21 protein-coding genes and 1 pseudogene are annotated in these 24,886 nt (G+C 73.9%); 9 read left to right on the top strand and 13 right to left on the bottom strand.

What is annotated here, in order from left to right:
• Nucleotides 1-202 precede the first annotated feature (202 nt).
• The 4 genes and pseudogenes from ACRAKJ_RS29215 (at nt 203) to ACRAKJ_RS29230 (ending at nt 3,426) form a co-directional block, all read left to right on the top strand.
• Nucleotides 203-1,099 (top strand): PAC2 family protein, encoded by an 897-nt coding sequence (locus ACRAKJ_RS29215; RefSeq protein ID WP_438920530.1) that lies wholly within the window; start codon nt 203-205, stop codon nt 1,097-1,099.
• A 59-nt stretch (nt 1,100-1,158) separates the two neighbouring features.
• Nucleotides 1,159-1,875, top strand: a pseudogene (locus ACRAKJ_RS29220) (MFS transporter); the annotation flags it as partial.
• An 82-nt stretch (nt 1,876-1,957) separates the two neighbouring features.
• Nucleotides 1,958-2,224: a hypothetical protein gene (locus ACRAKJ_RS29225; protein WP_438920595.1), complete on the top strand. Its 267-nt coding sequence runs from the start codon at nt 1,958-1,960 to the stop codon at nt 2,222-2,224.
• 11 nt (nt 2,225-2,235) lie between these two features.
• The gene (locus tag ACRAKJ_RS29230; RefSeq protein WP_438920591.1) at nt 2,236-3,426 is read left to right on the top strand and encodes an ATP-binding protein; all 1,191 of its coding nucleotides are present in this window, start codon (nt 2,236-2,238) and stop codon (nt 3,424-3,426) included.
• On the opposite strand, the gene ACRAKJ_RS29235 is transcribed toward ACRAKJ_RS29230, so the two are convergent.
• The 7 genes from ACRAKJ_RS29235 to ACRAKJ_RS29265 all read right to left on the bottom strand — a co-directional run bounded on the left by ACRAKJ_RS29235 (nt 3,374) and on the right by ACRAKJ_RS29265 (nt 8,816).
• Nucleotides 3,374-3,772 carry a response regulator gene (locus ACRAKJ_RS29235; protein WP_438920529.1) on the bottom strand — a complete coding sequence of 133 codons (399 nt, stop codon included), beginning with the start codon at nt 3,770-3,772 and terminating at the stop codon, nt 3,374-3,376. The two genes, ACRAKJ_RS29230 and ACRAKJ_RS29235, sit on opposite strands and share 53 nt — an antisense overlap.
• Nucleotides 3,769-4,473: a response regulator gene (locus ACRAKJ_RS29240; protein ID WP_438920528.1), complete on the bottom strand. Its 705-nt coding sequence runs from the start codon at nt 4,471-4,473 to the stop codon at nt 3,769-3,771. The genes ACRAKJ_RS29235 and ACRAKJ_RS29240 overlap by 4 nt, the downstream gene beginning before the upstream one ends.
• A 35-nt stretch (nt 4,474-4,508) precedes the next feature.
• The gene (locus ACRAKJ_RS29245; protein WP_438920527.1) at nt 4,509-4,994 is read right to left on the bottom strand and encodes a signal peptidase I; all 486 of its coding nucleotides are present in this window, start codon (nt 4,992-4,994) and stop codon (nt 4,509-4,511) included.
• 10 nt (nt 4,995-5,004) lie between these two features.
• Nucleotides 5,005-5,535 carry a hypothetical protein gene (locus tag ACRAKJ_RS29250; RefSeq protein ID WP_438920526.1) on the bottom strand — a complete coding sequence of 177 codons (531 nt, stop codon included), beginning with the start codon at nt 5,533-5,535 and terminating at the stop codon, nt 5,005-5,007.
• Between the two features lie 25 nt (nt 5,536-5,560).
• On the bottom strand, nt 5,561-6,205 hold the full coding sequence (locus ACRAKJ_RS29255) for a TasA family protein (protein WP_438920525.1): 645 nt from the start codon (nt 6,203-6,205) through the stop codon (nt 5,561-5,563).
• Nucleotides 6,206-6,312: 107 nt separating this feature from the next.
• Nucleotides 6,313-7,920, bottom strand: coding sequence for an ABC transporter permease (locus ACRAKJ_RS29260; RefSeq protein ID WP_438920524.1), 1,608 nt, complete (start codon nt 7,918-7,920; stop codon nt 6,313-6,315).
• A complete protein-coding gene (locus ACRAKJ_RS29265; RefSeq protein WP_447008743.1) occupies nt 7,917-8,816 on the bottom strand; it encodes an ABC transporter ATP-binding protein in 900 nt (299 codons plus the stop codon). Before ACRAKJ_RS29265 ends, ACRAKJ_RS29260 begins: the two co-directional genes overlap by 4 nt.
• Nucleotides 8,817-8,910: 94 nt before the next feature.
• Between ACRAKJ_RS29265 and ACRAKJ_RS29270 the strand changes: the two genes are divergently transcribed.
• Complete coding sequence (locus tag ACRAKJ_RS29270) at nt 8,911-9,411, top strand: MarR family transcriptional regulator (RefSeq protein ID WP_438920523.1); 501 nt, start codon at nt 8,911-8,913, stop codon at nt 9,409-9,411.
• 170 nt (nt 9,412-9,581) lie between these two features.
• A complete protein-coding gene (locus tag ACRAKJ_RS29275) occupies nt 9,582-11,384 on the top strand; it encodes a S8 family serine peptidase (protein WP_438920522.1) in 1,803 nt (600 codons plus the stop codon).
• A gap of 66 nt (nt 11,385-11,450) precedes the next feature.
• On the opposite strand, the gene mshC is transcribed toward ACRAKJ_RS29275, so the two are convergent.
• On the bottom strand, nt 11,451-12,689 hold the full coding sequence (mshC, locus tag ACRAKJ_RS29280) for a cysteine--1-D-myo-inosityl 2-amino-2-deoxy-alpha-D-glucopyranoside ligase (protein WP_438920521.1): 1,239 nt from the start codon (nt 12,687-12,689) through the stop codon (nt 11,451-11,453).
• A gap of 146 nt (nt 12,690-12,835) precedes the next feature.
• On the opposite strand from mshC, the gene ctaD reads away from it, so the two are divergent.
• Nucleotides 12,836-14,596, top strand: coding sequence for an aa3-type cytochrome oxidase subunit I (ctaD, locus tag ACRAKJ_RS29285; protein WP_438920520.1), 1,761 nt, complete (start codon nt 12,836-12,838; stop codon nt 14,594-14,596).
• A 63-nt stretch (nt 14,597-14,659) separates the two neighbouring features.
• On the opposite strand, the gene ACRAKJ_RS29290 is transcribed toward ctaD, so the two are convergent.
• The 3 genes from ACRAKJ_RS29290 to ACRAKJ_RS29300 are packed head-to-tail and all read right to left on the bottom strand — an operon-like array spanning nt 14,660 to nt 20,487.
• On the bottom strand, nt 14,660-17,134 hold the full coding sequence (locus ACRAKJ_RS29290; protein ID WP_438920519.1) for a tetratricopeptide repeat protein: 2,475 nt from the start codon (nt 17,132-17,134) through the stop codon (nt 14,660-14,662).
• Nucleotides 17,135-17,170: 36 nt separating this feature from the next.
• Nucleotides 17,171-19,105 (bottom strand): vWA domain-containing protein, encoded by a 1,935-nt coding sequence (locus ACRAKJ_RS29295; protein WP_438920518.1) that lies wholly within the window; start codon nt 19,103-19,105, stop codon nt 17,171-17,173.
• On the bottom strand, nt 19,102-20,487 hold the full coding sequence (locus tag ACRAKJ_RS29300; protein WP_438920517.1) for a sigma 54-interacting transcriptional regulator: 1,386 nt from the start codon (nt 20,485-20,487) through the stop codon (nt 19,102-19,104). The genes ACRAKJ_RS29295 and ACRAKJ_RS29300 overlap by 4 nt, the downstream gene beginning before the upstream one ends.
• A 288-nt stretch (nt 20,488-20,775) precedes the next feature.
• Between ACRAKJ_RS29300 and ACRAKJ_RS29305 the strand changes: the two genes are divergently transcribed.
• Together ACRAKJ_RS29305 and ACRAKJ_RS29310 are read left to right on the top strand one after the other, a co-directional pair.
• Entirely contained in the window at nt 20,776-21,570 is a 795-nt protein-coding gene (locus tag ACRAKJ_RS29305) for a hypothetical protein (RefSeq protein ID WP_438920516.1), read from the top strand.
• 8 nt (nt 21,571-21,578) lie between these two features.
• A complete protein-coding gene (locus tag ACRAKJ_RS29310) occupies nt 21,579-21,713 on the top strand; it encodes a hypothetical protein (protein ID WP_447008744.1) in 135 nt (44 codons plus the stop codon).
• A 100-nt stretch (nt 21,714-21,813) separates the two neighbouring features.
• Here the strand turns inward: ACRAKJ_RS29310 and ACRAKJ_RS29315 are convergent, their stop codons facing one another.
• Together ACRAKJ_RS29315 and ACRAKJ_RS29320 are read right to left on the bottom strand one after the other, a co-directional pair.
• A complete protein-coding gene (locus tag ACRAKJ_RS29315; RefSeq protein ID WP_447008745.1) occupies nt 21,814-23,631 on the bottom strand; it encodes a glycoside hydrolase family 6 protein in 1,818 nt (605 codons plus the stop codon).
• A 428-nt stretch (nt 23,632-24,059) separates the two neighbouring features.
• Nucleotides 24,060-24,857 carry a hypothetical protein gene (locus ACRAKJ_RS29320; RefSeq protein WP_438923400.1) on the bottom strand — a complete coding sequence of 266 codons (798 nt, stop codon included), beginning with the start codon at nt 24,855-24,857 and terminating at the stop codon, nt 24,060-24,062.
• Nucleotides 24,858-24,886: the final 29 nt, after the last annotated feature.

Here is a 24,886-nt window from a genome sequence, read left to right on the forward strand (position 1 = left end):
CGAAGCGGCCCCGGCGCGGGGTTCGGCACCCCGAACACGCCGTGACCTGCGAAGTCGCCCGGGGTCGGAGACGTGGTCGGCACACCTCCGCCCGCCACGGGCGCGTCGTCGGCAGCCGTCCCCGGCGGCACCGGCGGGACACGGGCCGACATGCGCCAAGCCTACGGCGTCGGGTCCGCGCCGGGGGTCGTAGTCTGACGCCGTGACCGATCCGGACCAGGCCGCCCAGACCCCCTCCAACCCCGGCAAACCGCTCACCAACCCGATCTTGGTAGCGGCCTTCGAGGGGTGGAACGATGCCGGTGACGCCGCCAGCACCGCGATCGAGCACCTGCAACTGACGTGGGACGCGACGCCGCTGGCGGAGATCGACCCGGACGACTACTACGACTTCCAGGTGACGCGCCCCACGGTCCGGATGGTCGACGGCATCACCCGGAGGGTGGAATTCCCGACCACCCGGCTGTCCGTGTGCCGCCCGCCCGGCTCCGCCACCGACGTCGTCCTGGTGCACGGCATCGAGCCCAACATGCGGTGGCGGAAGTTCGCCGCCGAGCTGCTGGGCCACATCGAGGACCTGGGTGTGACCACGGTGGTCACCCTGGGCGCACTGCTGATGGACACCCCGCACACCCGGCCGGTGCCGGTGACGGGCACGGCCTACGACCCGGCCGCCGCCGCCAAGTACGGGCTGGAGCGGTCCCGCTACGAGGGGCCCACGGGCATCGTCGGCGTGTTCCAGGACCTGTGCGTGCAGGCGGGCGTGCCGGCGATCTCGTTCTGGGCGGCCGTGCCGCACTACGTGTCGCAGCCGCCGTCCCCCAAGGCCACCCTGGCGCTGCTGCACCGCGTCGAGGAGGTCCTGGACGTGGAGGTGCCGCTCGGGGCGCTGCCGGAGCAGGCCGAGGAGTGGGAGCGCACGGTCAGCGAGATGGCCGACGAGGACGAGGACGTGCGCAACTACGTGCGGGCGCTGGAGGAGCGCGGCGACGCGGAGATCCAGATCACCGAGGCCAGCGGTGACGACATCGCCGCTGAGTTCGAGCGCTACCTGCGCCGGCGCGGTCGCGGACCGGGTCGCGGGCCGACCGGGATGTGACCCGGCTCCGGCTCGCGGCGCTGCACGCGGGCGGGTTCCTCGGGCCGTTCGGCGGCGCGATGACCGCCTCGGTGCTGCCCGGGGTCGGTGCGGACTTCGGCACGTCGGCGGGCGCCGCGGCGGCCACGCTGACCGGCTACGTGCTGCCGTTCTCGCTGCTCGTGCTCGTGTCCGGCACGCTGGGCGGCCGGTGGGGCGCGTCCCGGTCGGTGCGGCTGGCCCACGTCGCGTACGCGGTGGCGTCGGTGCTGTGCGCGGTGGCATGGTCGCTCCCGGCGGGGCGGGCGCTCCAGGGCGCGGCGAACGCGTTCACCACTCCCCTGCTGCTGGCCGCGGTCGCGGCGGTGGCCCCGCGCGAGCGGCTGGGGCGCTCGCCGGGGCTGTTCGCGTCGATGCAGGCCACCGGGCAGGCGTTCGCCCCGCTGCTCGGCGGGGTGGCGGCCGAGGTGTCGTGGCGGTGGGCGTTCGTCGGCGCGGCGGTGGTGGCGGTCGTGCCGGCCGCGATCGGGCTGCCCGACGCGCCGGCGCGCGGCGGGGACCGGCCGCCGCTGCGCAGCGCGTGGCGGGCGGGGACCTTGCTGCCGGCCGCCGCGGGGTTCGTGGCGTGGGGCTGCCCGGGCGGGGTGTCGTTCCTGGTGGCGCTGCGGCTGGGGAACTCGTTCGGGTTGGGCTCGGGGCGGCGCGGGCTGGTGCTGACCGGGTTCGGGCTGGTCGCGATCGTGACGGCGCGGGTCACCGGGTGGCTGGTCGACCGGGTCGGGGCGCGGCGGTGCGCGCTGGTCGGCGCGGTCGCGGGCGGTGTGCTGCCAGCCGGGGTCGGCGTGCTGCCGTCGGTGGTGGCCGTGGGCGCTGTGGGCGGTGACGGGCGCGTTCAGCCAGGCGGTCGTGGTCGGCCTGAACGCGCTGGTGCTGTCGACCGAGGAGGGCAACCCCGGCGGCGCGGTGTCGGTGGTGCAGTCCCTGCGGTTCCTGGGCGCGGCCCTGTCACCGGTGGCGTTCGTGCCGCTGTACCACCTGGACCCGCTGACCGCGTTCCTGGTGCCCGCGGCCCTGGTGCTGACCGTCCCCGCCGCGCTGCTTCACCCGAAGGTGTCACGGCGCGGCACCGCCCCGACGGCCCCCTGATACTCGGTGGGGTGAACGAGGACTCCTGGGACGCGGAGGTCCACCGGGTCGCGGCCCTGCGGGCGATGCGCCTGCTCGACACGCCGCGCGAGGAGCGGTTCGACCGGATCACGCGCATCGCGGGCGACCTGCTGGACGCGCCCATCGCGCTGGTGTCCCTGGTGGACCTCGACCGGCAGTGGTTCAAGTCGTGCGTCGGGCTGTCCGAGGAGCAGACGCCGCGCGGGGTGTCGGTGTGCTCGTGGGCGATCCGCGGCGACGACGTGTTCGAGGTGCCCGACCTGCTCGCCGACGAGCGGTTCGCGGACTTCCCGATCGTCACCGACCACGGCGCGCGCTCCTACGCCGGGCACCCGCTGCGCGCGCCGTCCGGGCACCGGATCGGCACCCTGTGCGTGCTGGACCGGCGGGTCCGCCGGCTGTCCGACGCGCAGCGCCGGCAGCTGCGCGACCTGGCCGCGTGGGCCGAGCTGGAGTGCGCGGTCGTGCAGTCGACGCTGGCCGCGCGGGACGCCGAACGGGCCAAGCAGGACTTCACCGCGCTGGTCAGCCACGAGCTGCGCACGCCGCTGACCTCGGTGCACGGGTCGCTGGAGCTGCTGGCGTCCGGCCGGTTCGGCGAGCTGCCGCCGCAGGCCGGGCGGTTGCTGACCATCGCGGTGGACAACACCGACCGGCTGGTGCGGCTGGCGAACGACGTGCTGGACCTGTCGCGGGTGCAGAGCGGGCGGCTGCGGCTGCGGCCGGACGACGTGGAGCTGGGGGAGGTGGTCCGGCAGGCGGTGCACGCCGTGGAGGGCACGGCGGAGCGCGGCGGGGTGCGGCTGGAGGCGGAGTGCGCGCGGGTGGGGGTGCGCGGTGACGCCGACCGGCTCGTGCAGGTGGTGACGAACCTGCTGGCCAACGCGGTGAAGGTGTCGCCGCCGGGCGGGGTGGTGCGGGTGCGGTGCGAGTCCGGCGGGGCGCACGCGCTGGTGCACGTGTCCGACCGGGGCGGCGGTGTGCCCGCCGATCAGGTCGAGCGGATCTTCGAGCCGTTCGTGCAGCTCGGGCCGGGCGGGGCGGGGTTGGGGCTGACGATCACTCGCGGCATCGTGGACGCCCACGGCGGCACCGTGTCGGTGCGGTCGGGCACTGGCGGCAGCACGTTCACCGTGAGCCTGCCGGCGGCGGGGCCGCAGGTGGACCGCCCGTGGTGGTGACCCAGCCGAACCGGCGGCCGACCTGCTCGCCGATGCCCAGCGGGTCGAACGGCTTGGCCAGCACGGCCAACGCGCCCAGCGCGACGAGCTCGGCCTCCAGCACCGGGTCGCGGGCGGCGGCGGTGATGACCACGACGGGCACGCGCCCCGCCAGGGCCAGCAGCACGTCGCGCCCGGACAGGCCGGGCATCTCCAGGTCGAGCAGGATGCCGTCGACGCGGTCCGCGCGGGCCAGGGCCTGGTCGCCCGCGCCGACGGAGTCCACCTCCCAGCCGGTGCCGAGCAGGGACAGCACGAGCAGCTCGCGCACGTCCGGGTCGTCGTCGACGACGAGCAGCCGGGTCACCGGAGGAGGTCCTGGTTGACCCGGTAGCCGACGCCGCGGACGGTGGTGATCACGTCCCGCGCGCCGGCGGCGGCGAGCTTGCGGCGCAGGTTGGACAGGTGCACGTCGACGGCGTGGTCGTCGGCCAGCCAGTCCTCGCCCCAGGCGCGGCGGCGCAGCTGCTCGCGGGTGCGCACCTGGCGCGGGTGCTCGGCGATGGCGGCCAGCAGCTCGAACTCGATCCGGGTGGTGGGCACGCGGGTGCCGCCGACGACGACCTCGCGGGCGTCGAGGTCGACCTCGACCGGGCCCAGGACGCGCCGGTCGGCGGGCGGGGCGGCCGGTTCCGGCGCGGTGCGGGGGCGGCGCAGGACGGCGTGGACGCGGGCGACCAACTCGCGCGGCGAGAACGGCTTGGTCAGGTAGTCGTCGGCGCCCGCGGACAGGCCGACGAGCTTGTCCACCTCGTCCGCGCGGGCGGTCAGCACGATCACGTAGGCGGTGGAGAAGTGGCGCAGCCGGCGGCACACCTCCAGCCCGTCCGGGCCGGGGATGTTGAGGTCCAGCACCACCACGTCCGGGTCCCACGAGCGGGCCAGCGCCAGCGCGGTGTCGCCGTCCTCGGCGGCGCGCACGTCGAACAGCGCGTCGAACAGCGCCAGCTCGACCACGAGCCGGATCTCCGGCGTGTCCTCGACGACCATCACCTTGGCGGCGCCCACACCGTCCAGTGTGGTGGGTCGCGCCGGCGGTGGCATCACCGCGCGGGCCTCAGCAGGGCGCGCTTCGCGGCCACCAGCAGGGCCAGTCCGATCAGGACGATGAGCGCGACCTCGACGCCGGCGTACCGGCCGAGCAGGGCCGCCCGGCCGGCGAACGGCACGTCACCGACGGCGACCGGGACGGTGTCGGAGACGATGCGCAGCGCCTGCGGGTCGGCCGCCTCGTTCGCGTCGCCCTTGGTGCGCACGACGACGGCGCCGCTGGAGGTGTCCTTCGAGATCACCCGATGGGCGTACCTCTCGCCCTCGGCGTCGGGGCGGGGCAGCACCACGACGTCGCCCACCTCCACGTCGGCCGCCGGGACGGCCCTGGTGACGAGCAGCGCGCCGGGGGCGAAGTCCGGTTCCATGCTGGGCGAGAGCACGGGGGCGAACCCGACGTGCAGCACCACCACGAGCGCCGAGGCGACGACCGCGCCCAGTGCGGCGGTGGCGAGCACCAGGTTGGACAGCAGGCGCACGACCGGCTCCTCAGGACTGGGTGGTGGTGGCCGCGCGGACGTGCGCGCGGGTGGTGGCGACGGACAGCGAGACCGACATGCCGATCCCGGCGGGCAGCGTGAGCCGGAGGCCGACGGCGGCGCCGGGCGCGACGGGCAGGGCGGCGGTCGCGCCGCTGGTGATCGGCACGACCTGACCGCCGGGGCACGTGCCGTTCTGCCACGGGCCGGACGTGCAGGCGTTCAGGGACGCGCCGGAGAGCACGAACCCGGAGCCGGTGACCGAGTACACCTGGCCGGTCAGCGCGGCGGTGCCGGTGTTGCGGCTGGTCAGGTAGGTGGTGAAGGGCGCCAGGGAGGTGTAGTTGGCGGTGTGGGGCCGGCCGGTGAGCAGCGTGCCGCCCGGGTCGGTCAGGGTGGCCGACCAGCTCAGCGTGCCGGTGGCGGACGCGGCGGCGGCCGACGCCGTGACCGCCGCGTCCGCGGCCCCGGTGCCCAGCAGGCAGGCGATGGCGGCGCCGCCGAGCACCGCGCTCGCGCGTCGCCGGGTGGTCGCCGTCATCGTCTCCCCCGTTCGGGTGGGCGGGTCAGGAGTTGGTGGTGGTCGCGGACCGCTGGGTCTCGCTGAAGGTGTAGGTCAGGTTCACCGACTGGCCCTGGACGGTGTTGGCGGGCAGCACGCCGTTGACCGTGGTCTCGTTCTGGTCGGGCAGCTGCACGGAGACCTGGAGGTTCTGCACCTCGCCGGCGGTCGTGACGGCGGGCAGCAGGGACGCGGCGGAGGCCAGGCCGCTCAGCGGGGTGGCGGTCAGCAGCACGGACTTGGTGCCGCCGCACGCGCCGGTGTCGGGCGTCCACGCGCCGCCGGTGCACTTGGTGATCGTGACCCGCAGGGCCTTGCCGGTGGCGCCGTCGGCGATGAGCGCCGACGAGCCGGTGGCGGCGACCTGCACGGTCAGCGCCTGCGCGTCGAGGCTGCCGCTGTTGGTCAGCGTCACGTAGCGGTTGACCACGTCGCCGGGGGCCAGGTTGGTGATGCTCTGGCCGAAGCCCGCGCCGTTGTTGCCGAGGGCCAGCTTCAGCGTGCCGCTCGTGACCTGCTCGGGGGTGACGTTCGCGGCGGTCGCGGTCAGGGTGGCCCAGACGCCGACGCCCATGGCGACGAGGACGGACCCGCCGATGGCGGCGAGGGCGATCGGGCGCCAGACCGGACGACGGCGGTTCTCCTGCATTTCGTGCTCCTCACTCGGTGGTGGTACCGAGCGTGGAGCGCGGACCTCCGTCGTTCCTCAGCGCTTCCTCAAGGTCGGCTCAAGGTTCTCCCGGGTCCTCCCGGGTCCTAGCGGCCGACGTCCCGCCGGCGGAACGCGACGAGCCCGACCGCCACCAGCGCCGCGGCGACGAGGGTGAGCCACAGCAGCGGCGCGGCGGCCGGCTCGGCCCCCGGCACCTTCGGGACGTGCGTGAACGGCGAGAGGTCCAGCGCCCACGGGTCGAGCTGGAGCAGCGGACCCAGCTGGCCCAGCACCAGGCACACCACCAGCACCGCCCAGCTCGCCGACGACAGCTTCGGGACCAGCGCGAACAGCACCAGCGTCACGCCCGCGACGACCCACACCGCCGGCGCGTGCGCCAGCGAGGCGCCCACCAGCCGGACCACCTGCCCGCCGACGTCGCCGACGCGCGCGCCGTGCACCAGGCCCGCGCCCAGCCCGGCGGCGGCCAGCACCACGGCCGTGCCGACGACCGCGAGCACCAGGTGCCCGCCGACCCACGCGTACCGGCTGACGGCCGTGGCCAGCACCGGCTCGGCGCGGTTCCCGGTCTCCTCGGCGCGCAGCCGCAGCAGCGCCTGCACCGCGTAGACCGCGCTGAACAGGCCGATGATGCCGAGGACCGCGGCGAGGTAGGCGTCCACGACCACGTCGGACCCGCCCATGCGGTCGATCACGCCCGCCAGCGCGGGGTTGTCCGCCAGCATCTGCTCGACACCCCGGGCGACGGACCCGTACACGCCGCCGAGCACCAGCAGGGCGAGCGCCCAGCCCAGCAGCGCCCCCCGCTGCAACCGCCACGCCAGGCCGAGCGCGCCGCCCAGCGACGCGGGCGCGCGGGCCGGTCCCGGGCGGGTCGGCAGCAGGCCGCCGCCGAAGTCGCGCCGGGCCACCAGCACCGAGGCGACCGCCAGCAGGACCGCGCACAGCGCGAGCGGCAGCAGCGGCACCCACCAGCGCTCGTCGGCGAACGGCCTGGTCAGGCTCGCCCACCCGAGCGGGGACGTCCAGGTGAGCCAGGTCGGGCCCCGGTCGCCCGCCGCGTCGCCGACCGCGCGCAGCAGGTAGGCCAGGCCCAGCACCGCGCCGGAGACCGCGTTGGCCGCGCGGGCGCTCCCGGACAGCTGGGCGGCGACCGCGGCGACGCCCGCGAACGCCCAGCCGACCGTCGCGAACGACGCGCCGAACGCGACCGACCCGGCCGCCCCCTCCCCCAGGCCGACCAGGCCGAGCGCGATCAGCAGGCCGATGGCGGTGTTCGCCAGCAGCGCGGTGAGGACGCCCGCGGCCAGCGGCGCGTGCCGCCCGACGACGGCCGAGCCGATCAGCTCCGCCCGGCCCGTCTCCTCCTCCGCCCTGGTGTGCCGGACGACGGTGAACGTGCTCATCAGGGCCGCGAGGAGCGCGCCGAAGACGCCCCAGCGCCAGGCCAGCAGGCCGCCGAGGGTGGAGGCGTCGTGCAGCGGGCCGATCAGGGCGAGGAACGCGGGGGTGACCGCCGCGGTGGCCTGGAGCTGCTGCCGCGACTCGACCGCGCCGTACAGGTCGGCCATGGCCGAGGCGGTGGCCAGGGTGGTGCCGACCAGGCCGAGCACCCAGGCCGCGAGCAGCACCCGGTCGCGGCGCAGCGCCAGGCCGAGCAGCGGCCCGAGGCCGGTCAGCGGGCCGGTCACGACGACACCTCGCGCAGGTCGTCCCGGTAGTGGCGGAGGAACAGCTCCTCCAGCGTCGGCGGCCGGCTGGTGAGCGTGCGCACACCCGCCTGCACGAGGCGGCGCAGCGCCCCGTCGAGGTGGTCGGTGTCCACCTCGAACCGGACGCGCGAGCCCTCCACCGCGACGTCGTGCACGCCGGGCAGGTCGGCCAGGCCGTCGGGCGCGGCGACGAGCTCGGCGGACACGCTGGTGCGGGTGAGGTGGCGCAGGTCGGCGAGCGTGCCGGACTCGACCGCGCGGCCGTTGCGGATGATGCTGACCCGGTCGCACAGCGCCTCGACCTCGGCCAGGACGTGGCTGGACAGCAGCACGGTGCGCTCGCCGCGCAGCTCGTTGACGCAGTCCTGGAACACGGCCTCCATCAGCGGGTCCAGCCCGGAGGTCGGCTCGTCCAGGATCAGCAGCTCGACGTCGCTCGCGAGCGCGGCGACCAGGGCGACCTTCTGCCGGTTGCCCTTGGAGTAGGTGCGGCCCTTCTTGCGCGGGTCCAGCTCGAAGCGCTCCAGCAGGTCCGCGCGGCGCTTCTCGTCGAGCCCGCCGCGCAGCCTGCCGAGCAGGTCGATGACCTCGCCGCCGGTCAGGTTCGGCCACAGGTCCACGTCGCCGGGCACGTAGGCCAGCCGGCGGTGCAGCGCGGCGGTGTCGCGCCACGGGTCGCCGCCCAGCAGCGACGCGGAGCCCGCGTCGGCCCGCAGCAGCCCCAGCAGGACCCGGATGGCGGTCGACTTGCCCGCCCCGTTGGGGCCGAGGAAGCCGTGCACCTCCCCCTGCCGGACGGTCAGGTCCAGACCGTCCAGCGCGCGTGTCGAGCCGAAGGTCTTGACCAGGCCCGACACGGATATCGCGGATGTCATGACCAGCAAGTTACAGTGCTTTCAGAAAGTCGTGAAGTTAAGGAAGCGTATAAACTCCCCCCGTTCCGCCGCCCCGGGGAAGGATGATGCGCCAGTGGCCGACGTGCCCGAGCGTGACGACGAGGCCGTGCTGCGGTTCGTCGAGCGCTTCGCCGCGGTGTTCAACGAGGCCGGTGTGCCGAGGATGCCCGCCCGCGTGTTCACCGCCCTCCTCGCCTCCGACCGCGGGCGCATGACCTCCGCCGAGCTGGCCGAACTCCTCCGGGTGTCGCCCGCCGCGATCTCCGGGGCCGTCCGCTACCTCGACCAGGTGCGCCTGATCGGCCGCGAGCGCGAGACCGGCACCCGCCGCGACGTCTACACCGTGCTCGACGACGTCTGGTACGAGGCGCTGTTCCGCCGCGACGACATGTTCCGCCGCTGGGAGGTGCCGCTCAAGGAGGGCGTCGCGACCCTCGGCGAGCACACCACGGCCGGTCGCCGCATCGCCGAGATGCGGGCCTTCTTCCAGTTCGTCCACAGCGAGCTGCCGACCCTGCTGGAGCGCTGGCGCGCGCACCGCGAGGAGAAGTTCGGCCCGAACCGACCCCTGTGATTCGGAATATTTACGACTAACGGCGCTACTGCCGGGCCGTTTTTGTCCCGATCATGCTTGTGACCAGGTCGCAACACCCCGTTCGCGCGAACGTCCCCATCCCTGCACGCTCGCACCGACCGGCACCCCGCCGGCGCGGTCGAGCAGCCCTGCCCGAGGGAGACCCCGTCATGGGAGACGCCCGCACCACAGGAAGACTCGCCGTCCTCGGCCTGGCAGCGGTCTCGGCCGCGGCCCTGGCCTTCGCCAACACCGGCGTCGCCGCCGCCGCCGAGGGCCCCGTGCTCGGCGCCGAGCGCGCCGACGCCGTCGCCGGGTCGTACATCGTGGCCCTGAACGACTCCGCCTCGCCCAGGTCCGCCTCGGCCTCGACGGCGTCCTCGCTCGTCGCCGAGTACGGCGGCCAGGTCCGCGTGGCCTGGCAGCACGCCCTGAACGGCTTCCACGCCTCGCTGTCGGAGGGCCAGGCCCGTCGCCTGGCCGCCGACCCGCGGGTGGCGTTCGTGCAGGCCGACCTGCCGGTGAAGCTGAACGCCCAGCCCAACCCGCCGTCGTGGGGCCTGGACCGCATCGACCAGCGCGACCTGCCGCTGGACAACAACTACGCCGACGGCTCGGCGCCCAACGTGCGGGCGTACATCATCGACACGGGCATCCGGACGACCCACTCCGACTTCGGCGGGCGGGCGACCTGGGGCACCAACACCGTCGACACCAACAACACCGACTGCAACGGCCACGGCACGCACGTCGCCGGCACGGTCGGCGGCACCCTGCACGGCGTCGCCAAGGGCGTGCAGCTCATCGCCGTGAAGGTGCTCAACTGCGCGGGCTCGGGCACCACGGCGGGCGTCGTGAACGGCGTCAACTGGGTCACCCAGAACGCGGTCAAGCCGGCCGTCGCGAACATGTCGCTGGGCGGCGGCGTGGACACCGCGCTCGACACCGCGGTGCGCAACTCCATCGCGTCGGGCGTCACCTACGCGGTGGCCTCGGGCAACTCGAACGCCGACGCGTGCAACTTCTCCCCGGCCCGCGTGGCCGAGGCGCTGAGCGTGAACGCGTCGGCCAACACCGACGCGCGCGCCTCGTTCTCGAACTACGGCACCTGCACGGACATCTTCGCGCCGGGCCAGAACATCACCTCGACGTGGAGCACCAACGACACCGCGACGAACACGATCAGCGGCACGTCGATGGCGGCACCGCACGTCGCCGGCGCGGCGGCCCTCTACCTGGGCGCCAACCCGACGGCCACCCCGCCGACGGTGAACGCGGCGATCGTCGCCGCCGCGACGTCCAACAAGATCACCTCGCCCGGCACCGGTTCGCCGAACAAGCTGCTCTACACCGGCACCTCGGCCCCCGGCGCCCCGGCCGTGACCAACCCGGGCAACCAGTCCACCACCGTCGGCACCGCCGTCAGCCTCCAGCTCACGGCCACCAACGGCACCGCGCCGTACTCGTTCTCGGCGACCGGCCTGCCCGCCGGCCTGTCGATCAGCGCGTCCGGCCTGATCTCCGGCACGCCCACCGCCACCGGCACCTCGTCGGTGACCGTGACCGTGACGGACTCGGCGGGCCGGACCGGCACCGCCTCGTTCACCTGGACGGTCACCGCCGTCGGCGCGGGCTGCGACCCGGTCACCAACGGCACCGACGTCGCGATCGGCGACAACAGCACGGTGAACAGCCCGATCGCCCTGACCTGCTCGGGCACGGCGTCGGCCACCACCACGGTGCAGGTGAACATCGTGCACACCTACATCGGTGACCTCGTCGTGGACCTCGTCGCGCCCGACGGCTCGGTCTACAACCTGCACAACCGCAGCGGCAGCAGCACCGACAACATCAACCGCTCCTACACGGTGAACGCGTCGTCCGAGACGGCGGCGGGCACCTGGCAGCTCCGGGTGCGCGACGCCGCGTCCCTGGACACCGGCTACATCAACAGCTGGACGCTCGACGCGTGACCTGAGCGAGGGGCCGTCACCCGTCCAGCGGGTGACGGCCCCGTCCGTCGACTACAGCTCCACGGCTTACAGCTCCACGCCCAGCAGCGAGTCGACCGCCGCCCGGAACAGGGTCGGGCCCGTCGCGTCCGGACCGCCCGACGACAGGGCCTCCGCCGCCCACCCGTCGAGGGCCGCCAGGGCGCGCGGCGTGTCCAGGTCGTCGCCGAGGTGGTCGCGCAGGCGGGCCACGGTGCCCTGGGCGCTCGGGCCCGTCGCCAGGGCCGCGGCGCGCCGCCAGGTCGCCAGGCGGGCCTCGGCGGACGCCAGCAGCTCCGCGCTCCACGGCCGGTCGGTCCGGTAGTGGCCGGCCAGCAGGGCCAGGCGGATCGCGTTCGGGTCCACCTTCTCCGCGCGCAGCTTGGAGACGAACACCAGGTTGCCCCGCGACTTGGACATCTTCTCGCCGTCGAGGCCGATCATGCCCGCGTGCACGTAGTGCCGCGCGAACGGGTGCTCGCCGGTCAGCGCCTCGGCGTGGGCCGCCGAGAACTCGTGGTGCGGGAAGATCAGGTCCGAGCCGCCGCCCTGCACGTCGAACGACGTGCCCAGGCGGTTGAGGGCGATGGCGCTGCACTCGACGTGCCAGCCCGGGCGACCCGGGCCCAGCTCCGTGGTCCACGAGGGCTCGTCGGGGCGCGCGGAGCGCCAGAGCAGGGCGTCGAGCGGGTGGCGCTTGCCCGCGCGGTCGGGGTCGCCGCCCCGTTCGGCGAAGAAGCGGGCCATGGTGCCGGCGTCGTAGTTCGACTCGTAGCCGAAGCGGCCCGAGGCGGCGTGGTCGAAGTACACGTCCGGGAACTCGGCGTCGTCGACGCGGTACGCGTGGCCGTCGGCCAGCAGCTTGGCGATGGTCTCGACGATCTCCGGGATCGCCTCGACCGCGCCCACGTAGTCGCGCGGCGGCAGGACGCGCAGGGCCACCATGTCCTCGCGGAACAGTGCGGTCTCCCGCATCCCGAGGACCACCCAGTCGTCCTGGTCGCGCTCGGCGCGCTCCAGCAGCGGGTCGTCGATGTCGGTGACGTTCTGCACGTAGTGCACGTCGTGCCCGTTGTCCAGCCACACCCGGTGGACCAGGTCGAACGCCAGGTAGGTCGCCGCGTGGCCGAGGTGGGTGGCGTCGTAGGGGGTGATGCCGCAGACGTACAGCCTGGCGGTGTCGCCGGGGGCGGTCGGGCGCACCTCGCCGGTGGCGGTGTCGTACAGCCGCAGCGGGCGCGGCTCGCCCGCAACCCGCGGGACGGGGGTGGATGACCAGGTCTGCATGCCCTCGACCCTAACTCGCGGGTCGGGCGGGGGAAGAACGTCCACCTGCCGGGAAGCCCCGGACACCCCCGGGAGCGCGATTGCCCCGTGCCCGGCGACGGAGGAGCATGTGGCGCGGCTCACGTCGTCGGACGAGGGAGGCGGTCATGACCGCGCTCAGGCCGGAACCCGTGGTCGTCCACCCCGGCGCGGCGCGCCGCCGGCCCAAGGGCGCGGTGCTGCTGGGCCTGCTCCGCACCACCGACCCGAAGCAGATCGGGCTGCTGTACCTGGTGACGTCGTTCTTCTTCTTCATGGTCGGCGGCCTGATGGCGCTGCTGGTCCGGGGCGAGCTGGCCCGGCCGGGGCTCCAGTTCCTGTCCACCGAGCAGTACAACCAGCTGTTCACCATGCACGGCACGGTCATGCTCCTGCTCTACGCCACCCCGATCCTGTTCGGGTTCGCGAACTACGTGCTGCCCCTCCAGATCGGCGCGCCGGACGTGGCGTTCCCGCGGCTCAACGCGTTCTCCTACTGGCTGTTCCTGTTCGGCGGGCTCACCGTGCTGTCCGGGTTCCTCGTGCCGGGCGGCGCGGCGGACTTCGGCTGGACCGCCTACACGCCGCTGAGCAGCGCGGTGCACTCGCCGGGCGTCGGCGCGGACCTGTGGATCATGGGGCTGGCCGTGTCCGGCCTCGGCACGATCCTCGGCGGCGTGAACATGGTGACGACGGTGTGCTGCCTGCGCGCGCCCGGCATGACCCTGTTCCGGATGCCGATCTTCACCTGGAACATCTTCGTCACCTCGATCCTGATCCTGCTGGCGTTCCCGATCCTCACCGCGGGCCTGCTGGGGCTGGCCGCCGACCGCCACCTGGGCGCGCACGTGTTCGACCCGGCCAACGGCGGGGTGATCCTGTGGCAGCACCTGTTCTGGTTCTTCGGTCACCCGGAGGTGTACATCGTGGCGCTGCCGTTCTTCGGCATCGTCAGCGAGATCTTCCCGGTGTTCAGCCGCAAGCCGCTGTTCGGCTACAAGGGGCTGGTGTTCGCCACGTTCGCGATCGCGGCGCTGTCGGTGGCGGTGTGGGCGCACCACATGTTCGCCACCGGCGCGGTGCTGCTGCCGTTCTTCTCGCTGATGACGTTCCTGATCGCGGTGCCGACGGGCATCAAGTTCTTCAACTGGATCGGCACCATGTGGCGGGGGCGGATCACGCTGGAGTCGCCGATGCTGTTCAGCGTCGGGTTCCTGGTGACGTTCCTGCTCGGCGGCCTGACCGGCATCATCCTGGCCTCGCCGCCGCTGGACTTCCACGTCACCGACACCTACTTCGTGGTGGCGCACTTCCACTACGTGCTGTTCGGCACGATCGTGTTCGCCACCTACGCGGGGATCTACTTCTGGTTCCCGAAGATGACCGGGCGGATGCTGGACGAGCCGCTGGGCAAGCTGCACTTCTGGACCACGTTCCTCGGCTTCCACCTCACGTTCCTCATCCAGCACTGGCTGGGCAACATGGGCTTCCCGCGCCGCTACGCCGACTACCTGCCGTCCGACGGGTTCACCCTGATGAACACCATCTCCACGATCGGGGCATTCCTGCTGGGTGCCTCGGTGCTGCCGTTCGTGTGGAACGTGTTCCGCAGCTACCGGTTCGGCGACCCGGCGGAGCACGACGACCCGTGGGGCTTCGGGAACTCGCTGGAGTGGGCGACCTCCTGCCCGCCGCCGCGGCACAACTTCACCGAGCTGCCCCGCATCCGCAGCGAGCGCCCGGCGTTCGAGCTGCACTACCCGCACATGGTGGAGCGGATGCGCGACGAGGCCCACTTCTCGCTCTCCCGCTCCCGCGCCGCGCACCGCGCGGGCACCGACCCGGCCACGGAGAAGGCACTGGCCCCGACCGACCGCGAGTCCGGCTGACCACGAGGCCGGCCGACCGGCGGCCCCGCGCCGGCGACGGCCGACCGGGGCCGGTGAGGTCGATCAGCGACCGGCCCTTCCGGTCCGCCGGTCCTCCTCGGCCCTGCTGCGCCAGTGGACGAGGTTGCTGCGGGTGGTCCGGATGCTCCTGTGCTCGTGCCCCAGCGCCCGCAGCCGATCCGCGAGCAGCAGCTCGAAGTCGGCCGCCGCGCCGGCGGGGTCACCGGCTTCGCCGCGCCACCGCGCCAGGTGGCCGCGAGTGGTGAACGTGCTCGGGTGGTCCGGGCCGAGGGTGTCCCGCTGGTCGTCGAGCAGGTGCCGCAACAGCAGCACCGCTCCCGTCAGGTCCCCGGCGGCCCGCTGCCAGAACGCCAGGTTGCTGCGGGTGGCGAGGGTGTCCGGGTGCCGCGGGCCCTGGACGCGCTCCTGGTCCGCGACCAGGACCCGCAACGCGTTCGCGGCACCCGCGGGATCGCCGACCTCACCCGGCAGGCCCTCGCCCGTGAAGAAGGTCAACTCGTTGCGGGTGGCGAGGGTGTCGGGGTGGTCGTGTCCCAGCACCCGCTGCCGGTCGGCCAGCAACGCCTCGAACGCGGACCGGGCCGCGCGGCGGTCCCCGGCTTTGTCCAGCCACCGCGCGAGACGACCGCGGGTGGTCAGGACGGCGGGGTCGTCGGGGCTGAGCACCGTCGACTGCACCCGCAGCAGGGCCTCGTGGGTCGACACGCTCAACGAGACGTCGCGCGTGGACTGGTCGCCGCCCCGCCCCCGGGTGAGCGGGTGGTCGGGCCCCAGGGCCGACGTGTGGTCGGCGAGGAACCGCCGGAACGCGTCGGCGGCCTCGGTCGCCCGGTCCGCCTCGGCGAGGTGGTGGGCGAGGTCGCCGAGAGCCGCCAGCGTCTCGGGGTGGTTCGGCCCCCGCAGCGCGAGCAGCGCGGCGAACCACCGCTCGTGCGCGGCCACGGCCTCCGGCCTCCCGGCTTCGGCCAGCCAGAAGGCCAGGTCGCCCAGCGTCGCCACGGTGTCGGGGTGGTACCGGCCCAGGTGGTGCTCGGCCTCCGCGAGCAACTGCTCGAAGTAGTCGCACGCCGCGCCGACCAGCCCGCTCCCGCCCAGTTCGGCGCCGGCCCTGGCGAGCAACGAGTGCCTGCCGTCCTGCCACAACCCGTCCCCGGCGGCGGCGCGCACGGCCGCGGCGTTGGCCCGGAACGACCGGAGGAGCGCGGCGTCGACCACCGAGGGCCACCTGTGCAACAACGCGTCCGCCGCGACCGTGGACAGCGCCACCAGGCGCTCGCGGGGGCACCGATCGCGAACGGCGCGCTGCACCAGGGCGTGGACGGCGACCTCGACGTGGGGGGCGGCGGGGCCGAACGTGATCAGGCTCAGGCGGTCCAGGCAGGTCAGCGCGTCCCTGGCCTGCTCCTCGGTCACCTGGTCCCCCGTCACGCCCCGGAGGTGGAACAGCACGGCCGGCCCCGTGAGCACGGCTACCGGTATGCCGTTGGGGTCGAGCAGCGCCATCACCTCCAGCAGCGGGGCGGCCAGGCCCGCGGGCTGGAGCTGGTCGGCGATGTCGACGGACAGGGCCCACGTCGTGGCCACCGTGTCGCGGTGTTGATCGGGCAGCGCCCGCGGATCGGGCAGCAGCCCGCGCAGCTCACGCCGCCGGTCCTCGAACCGCTCCAGGTATTCGGTGCAGGTCAGACGCCGGTCCAGGAGGTAGGTGGCGGCTTGGGCCAGCGCGAGCGGCAGGTAACCCAGCGCGTCGGCGAGCTCCCCGGCCCCGCCGGCCGCGGCGACCGGGTCGGCGAGTTTCACCTCCAGGTACGCCTTCGCCTCCGCCGGGGTGAACAGGCCGACGTCGACCAGCAGGCGCCCGTTGCCGCGCAACGCGGCGTCCCGGCGCCGGGTCGTCACCAGCACCCGACCGGAGTCGGTGCGCGGCGGCCACAGGTCGTGCAGGTCGGCCGGGTCCTGCACGTCGTCCAGGACCACCAGCCAGGACCTCGGTGTCGTCGCCAGCCACGCGAGCAGCCGGTCCGCACCCGTCTCCGGGTCGTCGTCCTCGACCGCGGTGACGTCCGCGGCCAGTCGGGCGAAGTCCCCGACCACCGCCTCCCGCGACGACGCGGTCACCCACACCAGCAGGTCGACCGCGCGGTCCGCCCAGACGCGCTCGGCGTAATCGGCCGCCAGCTGGGTCTTGCCCACTCCCCCCATCCCGGAGAGGACGTGGACGTGGTGCCGGGGGTCGGACCCGGCCGGGCCGATGTCGGTGCCGCGCACCTGGAACGCGTCCGCGAGCAGGGGCACCCGGCCGAACCTGCGGGGGAACCGCCCCTCGTCGGGGGTCCCGGGCGCCGGGGCGCCGTAGTGGTGGACGCCCCCGTTGACGACGCCCGCTTGCACGACCCGGGCGTGGGGGCCGGTGCCGTCGAAGGAGTTCGACGCGGCCCCGACGGGCGCCGGGCCGGCCGGCGCGGGGGCGGGATCGCCCTCACCGCGTCCGACCGGCCCCGCTCGTCGAGGTTCCACGCACCCGATCATCCCGCACCGGCGGCCTCCCGGCCGTCAGCGGCGCTTGCGGGACCTCAGGTAGTCGCTCACCACGGCCGCGCCCAGCCCGTCCTCGTCCGGGGCCACGACGCGACCGCCCGAGCGGCGGGCCACCGTGTCCACGAACCTGGTCAGGCGGGGGTCGTCACCCAGCCGGAACACGGTGATCGACGCGCCCAGCCGGGCCAGGTTGTCGACCTCCACCAGGGTCTTGCCCAGCGTCCGGTCCAGCGGCGGGTAGTGGAACTCGGCCTCGCCGGTCGCCTCCAGGTGCGCGGTCGGCTCGCCGTCGGTCACCACCAGCACCACCGGTTGGGCGTCGGGGTGGCGGCGGACGTGCCTGCCCGCCAGGAGCAGCGCGTGGTGCAGGTTGGTGCCCTGCTCCCACACCCCCTCCAGGGCGGTGAGCTGCCCGATGTCGACCGCCTCGGCGTGCCGGCCGAACGTGATCAGCTCCAGCGCATCGGTGCGGAACCTGGTGCGCACCAGGTGGTGCAGGGCCAGCGCGGTGCGCTTCATCGGCACCCACCGGCCGTCCTGGACCATCGACCACGACGTGTCGACGCACAGCGCCACCGCCGCCCTCGACCGCTGCTCGGTCTCGCTGACCTCGACGTCGACCACGTCCAGCGACACCGGTCCGCCCGCCGAGCGCAGCACGGCGTTGGTGACGGTGCGCGGCACGTTCCACGGCTCGGTGTCGCCGAACGCCCACGGCCTGGTCGAGCCGATCAGCTCACCGGCCGCGCCCGCCGACCTGTTGTCCCGCTGCCCCTGCGCCCGCACGCCGTCGACGACGCCGCGCAGCGCCGTCTCCCCCAGCCGCCGCAGGGCCTTGGGGGTGAGCCGGAGCGAACCGTCGGGCGCGCGTTCCAGCAGGTTCTGCGACCGCAGCTCGCGCTCCAGCTCGGCCAGCCTCCGGGCGTCCACGCCCGCCTCGGCGCCGAGCTGGCGGACCAGGGCCTCCACGTCGATGTCCTCCAGGCCGGCGCCCGGGTAGGACTGGGCGAGCTGCTCGGCGAGCGCGTCCAGCTCGGCCAGGTCGGCCATCGCCTGGGCGCCCTCGCCGAGTCCCATCGGGGTGTTGCCGCGGAAGCGCGCCGAGCCGTTCCAGTCCTCGCCGGGCCGCATGCCCTGGAGGAGCGAGTCGAGCCGGCCGAGCTGGGAGCCGATCCCGGAGTCGCCGAACGCCTGCTGCGACAGCTGGGCCAGCTCCTGCCGCTGCTGCTCGGTCATCGAGTTCATCACCCGCTGGGCGGCGGCCGCCCGGGCGGCGAGCGCGTCGACCAGCTCGTCGACCGTCCTCGGGTTCTCCGGGAAGAACTCGCCGTGCTCCCCCATGAACTCCTGGAACCGCTCGGTGGTGTCCTCGCCCCGGGCGTGGGCGGCGAGCAGGTCGTTGAGGTCGCGCAGCATGTCCTGGATGCGCCGCACGTCCTCGGGGCCGACGTTCGCCATGGCCTGCTTCATGCCCTGGAAGCGCTGGTCCATCAGCTCCCGGCCGAGCAGGTCCTGGATCTTGCCGTACGACTCGCGCGCCTGCGGCGAGCGCCAGTCGTACTCGGCCAGCTCGCGCACGGCCGCCGCCGTGGACTGCGGCAGCGCGTCGAGCACGGCCTCGCGGAAGCGGGCGTCGTCGTCCGGGTCGGGGAACAGCGCCGTCCGCTCGGCCTGGACGGCCTCCTGGAGCAGCCGCTGGACCTCCTGCAACGTGCCGTCGAGGCGGTGCCGCCGGGTGATCGCGGACCGCTTCCGCCACAGCCGCGCGGTCAGGTCGTCCAGGCCGCGGGTGCCCGACACGCCCCGGCGCAGCAGCTCGCGCAGCGCCGACTCGGGCGAGGAGCCCTCCATGACCTCGCGGCCCAGCTCGTCCACCGCCGCGCGCAGGTCGGTCGGCGGTGCCAGCGGGTCGGGGCCGTCGACGTACCGGCCGTAGCGGTAGCCGCTCATCCGTACACCGATCGGTCGTCGTCGCTGTCCTTGGCCAGCTGACGGGTGAGGTAGAGCGATTCCAGGGCCAGCTCCACGCCCGAGGCGATGCGGCCGGCCGGGTCCTTGGGGCCCGCGCCGACGCGCTGCGCCACCTCGTGCAGCACCGGCAGCTCGGGCAGCGCGCCGAGCAGGTCGCCCGCGTGCACGCGTTCGCCGGTGGCCACCGGGTGGCCGTCGGACACCAGCTCGGCCAGCGGCCGCAGGTTCAGGCCCGCGAACGTCGAGCGCGCCGTGTCCGCCACGGCCCGGCGCAGCAGGTGGGTCAGCACCTCCTGCTCGCGGCCCTCCTCGCCGGCCTCGAACTCCAGCTTGCCGCGCAGCACCTCGGGCACCGAGTCGAGGTCGACCGGGCGCGCGACGGCCGGCGTCTCGCCGATCAGGGCGCTGCGGCGCAGGGCGGCGGCGGCGACCGTCTCGGCCGCGGCGACCGCGAACCGGGCCGACACGCCGGAGCGCTGGTCGATCGCCGACGACTCGCGCAGGTGCCGCACGAACCGGGCGATGACCTCCAGCAGGTGGTCGCCGACCTCCGCGACCAGGTCGGCCTCCTGGCGCACGAGGTCGATCTCGGTGGAGACCTCCAGCGGGTAGTGCGTGCGGATCTCGGCGCCGAACCGGTCCTTGAGCGGGGTGATGATCCGGCCGCGGTTGGTGTAGTCCTCGGGGTTGGCGGTGGCGACGAGCAGCACGTCCAGCGGCAGCCGCAGCGTGTAGCCGCGGATCTGGATGTCGCGCTCCTCCATCACGTTGAGCAGCGACACCTGGATGCGCTCGGCCAGGTCGGGCAGTTCGTTGACGGCGATGACGCCGCGGTGGGAGCGGGGCAGCAGGCCGTAGTGGATGGTCTCCGGGTCGCCGAGGCTGCGGCCCTGGGCGACCTTGACCGGGTCGACGTCGCCGACCAGGTCGCCGACGCTCGTGTCGGGCGTGGCCAGCTTCTCGGAGAACCGCTCGTCGCGGTGCTTCCAGACCACGGGGAGGTCGTCGCCCAGTTCGGCGGCGCGGCGCTTGGAGGCGGGCGTGATGGGGTCGAGCGGGTGCTCGTTCAGCTCGGCGCCCTCGATGACGGGGGTCCACTCGTCGAGGAGGCCGACGACGGTGCGCAGCAGCCTGGTCTTGCCCTGGCCGCGTTCGCCGAGCAGCACCACGTCGTGCCCGGCCAGCAGGGCGCGCTCCAGCTGCGGCAGCACGGTGCGGTCGAAGCCGACGATCCCGGGCCACGGGTCGCGGCCCTCGCGCAGGGCGGCCAGCAGGTTCTCGCGGATCTCGGCCTTCACCCCGCGCGGCAGGTGGCCTGCCGCGCGGAGGGCGCCGGCGGTGGTGGGGAGCTGAGGGGTCACCCGGTCGAAGTTACGCCTGGTCCGGGCACCGGTCGACGTGGAGCGACTCCACCACCTCGAAGGGGCCGGGCCCGCTCGGATGTGGGACAATGGCGGCGCGCGGGCCCTCGTCACGGCCCGGTCGCCCCACCCTCCCGCACCGCTCGGCGGTGGTCCGGGACCGCGCGGACGCGCCGGCCACCTCGGCGGAACCCCCCGAAAAGCGGACAGCACCGGCCGGACCGGCGGTATGCAGGAATCCGGGCCGGCGGTATGCAGGGATGAGGGCCGAGCGCGGAGGCGGTGCTCATGGGGGTGTCGGGGGACGGCCGCGCGGGGCGCCGCGCCGAGGACGAGCGCAAGCGGCAGGAGGAGTACTGGCTCCGGGCCGCCGCCGCGGCGGGCTTCCGGGCGCGCACCGGGTTCGGGATCGCTCCGGGCGCGGGGCCGGGCGTCGCGGTGCCGGACATCGCGGTGCACGGCCTCGCCGACACCGCGATCGGGCTCGGGGCCGGTCGCCTCCCGCCGGGCCGGGTGGCGCGCGGGACGGTCCGGGCGCACCGCGCGGGCTGGCTGCCGCTGTGGTTCTCCGGGGCCGACCGCTCCCCGTCGTGGTTCCACCGGGTGCCCTCGGTCGGCTGCAACAGGACCTCCTGGGACGACGTGCCCCGCCGCGGCGCGCTGACCGCCACCGGGCTCCGCCGGGTGGCCGAGGAGCGGTGCGACGTGCTGACCTTCGACCGTTGCCCCGACGGGGGGTCGACCCCGTGCGGCCGGTCCCACCCGTACCTGCGCCCGTGGCCCGGCATGAAGGTCGACGACGTGGCCGAGCAGGTCCCGGCCCGCGAGGCCGTGCTGCTGGCCCCCGTCCCGGACCGGGTCTACCTCGTCCCGGTGCGCGACCTGGCGCGCTTCCGGGAGATGACCGGCGGGCGCGGCGCGTACGAGCCCGCCGGGGAGGCGCGCGGCGCCGGCGCCGGTCCCGAGCGGGTGCACCGGTGGTGCGCGGCGTGCGGCAACCCGCTGCTCTACCTGCGCCCCGGGCGCGACCGGTGCGAGCGGTGCCGGTCCGGGACGCGGGAGCCGGTCAGCGGGCCAGGGTGAGGAGTTCGGTGCGCGCGGTCTCGTCGTCGAGGTGGGCCAGGGCGTTCACCGGCGCGAGGGCGCGGGCGCGGGTCGATCGCGACCGGGCCGCGCGGGCCCGGCAGGGCGGCGGTCCGGGTGGCGAGGACGTCGGCGTCGGGTGATCTCGTCCACGTCCACGGCGGACACCCTGGGCGTACGCCCGCGGGCGGTGTCCGTCGTGGACACCGCCCGCGGGCTGTTCAGTTGTGGTTCAGGAGGTCGTCACAGCGCCGGGTAGGCGTTGCGCATGAGCTCCTGGAACTGGGCCGAGAACCAGTGGCCCGACACCGGGGCGTCCGCGAGGGCGCCCGAGAGGTTGTTGCCGTTGCGCACGTTGCCCTCGTAGGTCGGGTCGCACATGCGGTCGAAGCCCTTGCCCTCGTCGTTCGGGATCGCCTTGCTCGAACCGTCGGACTCACCCGGCGGCTTGATCCAGACGTAGGCGTCGATGTTCGGCTTCGGCGCGGCCTTCGGCCGCTCGCCCAGACCGGCACCGGCCTGGTTGCACCAGTTGCCCTTCTGGTGGCGGCGGTCGATGCGCGACTGGTTGACGTAGTCGTCCGCGTTGGTCGCGGTCGACTTGCCGGTCGGCCGGTTGGGGCCGCCCCAGCCGTTGCGCGAGGTGTCGATCAGCATGCCGATGCTGCTGTCGAAGCCCTGCTTGACCAGCTCGGCGCGCATCGCCGTGGCAAAGCCCAGCTCACCGTTGAAGTCGTTCCAGTCGACCCACTTGGCGTTCTCCTTCACCGGGCGACCGCCGACGAGGTCGTCGACCGTCCAGTACGGCTCCTCCAGCGCGGAGTAGTTCGCCGTGTTGGTGACGAAGCCGTGGATCTTGTCCTTGGTGACGCCGTTCTTGCCCAGGATGGCAGCGAACTGCTTCGCCGAGGCGTAGAAGTTGTCGTACTCGGGAACGGTGTCGCCCCACCCGATCCAGCCGTGGTGGCCGGAGTCGATGTAGTTGTAGACGTTCCCGATGGCGCCGAGCTTGCCGACGGCGTACGAGACGCCCTCGACGTAGTTGCCGTTCGCCTTCATGACGTCGCAGTTCGGCGTGGCCGTGGCCCGCGGCGAGACGTTGGTGACGAGGTTCGGCAGCGAGTCGATCTCGATGACCGGGACGATGCGCAGCTTCGAGTACTTCGCGTCGCTGACGATCGAGACGATCTTGTCGATGTAGTCGGTCTTGTACTTGCCGATCTCGTCGGCCTTCAGCTCACCGTTGGAGGCCAGCGCGGCGCAGTCGCGGCCGGGCAGGTTGTAGACGACGAACTGGAAGACGAGCTGACCGTCCGAGCGGGCGGCGCGCTGGCGCTCCGCCTCGTCGAGGTGGTCGGCCAGGCCCATCGAGCCGGTCGTCGGCGAGTCGTTGCCGTCGATCGCGCTGATCCGGTCCAGCCACACACCGGTCGGCTGGTTCGCGATCCGCGAGCCACCCGGCTCCGCGGCGGCCAGGCGCGACCACTGCGGGTTGACGTACACGCCGGCGCCCACGTACGGGTTGTCCACCCTGGTGCCGGGGTTGCCGCCACCCGTGGTCGTCGTGGTGGTCGTCGTGCTCGTCGTCGTCGTGGTGGTGGTCGTGGTCGTCGTGGTGGTGTCGACCGAACCCGTGCAGACCGTCCCGTTCAGGCGGAACGAGGTCGGCACCGGGTTCGAGCCGTTCCACGCGCCGTTGAAGCCGGGCGCCACCGACGCGCCGGTGCCCAGGTTCGGGCTCCACGACGGGTTCTTGACCGACACGCGGGCACCGGACTGCGAGAAGACGCCGCCCCAGCCCTGCTGGATGCTCTGGCCGGCGGCGAAGTCCCACTCCAGGGTCCAGCCACCGCTGATCGCGTCGCCCAGGTTGGTGACCTGGAGGTTGGCGCCGAATCCACCGGGCCACTGGTTGCTGATCGAATACGAGACCCGGCATCCGGGTGCCGCGTTGGCGGTGGCGGTGCTAGCCACCACCCCGGCTGCGGACAGGGCCGCCACCGAGGTCACCGCCAACGCGCCGGCCACCTTTCGGGACCGAACGAACGTGCGCAGACTCATGCATCGCCTCCTTGCGAGCAAATCGCCATCTGGGAGCGCTCCCAGGCCATGTCACCGCACCGGGATTCGACGCAGAACCGGAAGGGTGACTGGGAGCGCTCCCAGACGAACGGTAACGCATGACACGCGGTGTTGACGAGGGGTTGACCTGGAGATAATCCCAGCCTATACCCGCGTGCGAAGCGATTCAAAGCACGCTGACCTGCGGTTTCACTACTTCCGTCTCAAATGGATTCCACAGCCCGCGTCCGGTCCGGATCGATTCGGAAGGCAAACGGAAGCAACCGGTGTCACCTGTTCAGCGGAATGTCCTCGGCGTACGAGCACCCTCCCGGCGTCGAATATTCGATTCGACGCCGGGAAAGAAAGATTGCGCAATTTCGACGTTCACCGAAGCATTGTCGAAACCATTCGACAGCGCGTACGCCTCAATGGCGGCCGGCACCCTGATCCGAAAGCACGCGCACCGCTTCGTCCACCGCCGCCAGCCGCGCCCGCCGCACGGCCTCGGACAGCGGTCGCAACGCCTCGTCCCGGGCCCTCGTCGCGGTCGCCGAGACGGCCCCGCCGGGCGCGTCGGACGCGGCCACCTCCAGGATCGCGGCGACCTCGGCCGCCCGCTGGAGCACGCGCAGCGCGCGCGGCGGCATCCCGTCCGGCCACGACAGCTTCTGCTGCTCCGCCGACAGCGCGGCGATCTCGGCGCGCACGTTCGGCCGGTGCCGGGCCACGTCGAGCGTCACGAGCGCCGTGGCGGCCTCGCGCATCGCCGACGCCAGGCCGTGCTCGGCCTCCCCGATCGGCACGTGCTCGCCGGGCGACGACGACGGCAGGTCGAACACCGTCCACCGCAGCACGCCGTCGGCCACCAGCGCGGGCACCAGGCCGACGCCGACGTCCGGCAGCACCACCGCCTGCCCCGCCCGCAGCGCGCACTTGACCAGCGGCCCCTGGCCGCCCAGGCCGCGCACGTCGCCCGGCACGGGCAGCACGAGCCGGGCGGTGGTGGCCGAGGCGCGCCTCAGCGACGCCAGCAGCAGGGCGGGCCCCACCGGGACCTCGTCGGGCCCCGGCAGGTCGAGGGCCGTGGCGGTGCCGTCGTCGTCGGCGACCACCTCGTGCAGCCCGGCCCAGAACCCCAGGGCGTCCAGGACGTCGTCCGCCGGGGCCGCGCCGTGCAGCCAGGCAGAGGTCCAGACGACCAGCGTCGCACTCGCACTTGACACGCCTGCCGAGGGTACGCGCGCGGTTCGGG

The organism is Saccharothrix sp. DSM 118769, from assembly GCF_052936295.1.

Coding starts and splice junctions, on each gene's coding strand:
- ACRAKJ_RS29295 (WP_438920518.1), bottom strand. CDS start 19,105: ATGAGCGGCTACCGCTACGGCCGGTACGTCGACGGCCCCGACCCGCTG.
- ACRAKJ_RS29275 (WP_438920522.1), top strand. CDS start 9,582: ATGGGAGACGCCCGCACCACAGGAAGACTCGCCGTCCTCGGCCTGGCA.
- ACRAKJ_RS29315 (WP_447008745.1), bottom strand. CDS start 23,631: ATGAGTCTGCGCACGTTCGTTCGGTCCCGAAAGGTGGCCGGCGCGTTG.
- ACRAKJ_RS29250 (WP_438920526.1), bottom strand. CDS start 5,535: ATGACGGCGACCACCCGGCGACGCGCGAGCGCGGTGCTCGGCGGCGCC.
- ACRAKJ_RS29265 (WP_447008743.1), bottom strand. CDS start 8,816: ATGACATCCGCGATATCCGTGTCGGGCCTGGTCAAGACCTTCGGCTCG.
- ACRAKJ_RS29305 (WP_438920516.1), top strand. CDS start 20,776: ATGGGGGTGTCGGGGGACGGCCGCGCGGGGCGCCGCGCCGAGGACGAG.
- ACRAKJ_RS29255 (WP_438920525.1), bottom strand. CDS start 6,205: ATGCAGGAGAACCGCCGTCGTCCGGTCTGGCGCCCGATCGCCCTCGCC.
- ctaD (WP_438920520.1), top strand. CDS start 12,836: ATGACCGCGCTCAGGCCGGAACCCGTGGTCGTCCACCCCGGCGCGGCG.
- mshC (WP_438920521.1), bottom strand. CDS start 12,689: ATGCAGACCTGGTCATCCACCCCCGTCCCGCGGGTTGCGGGCGAGCCG.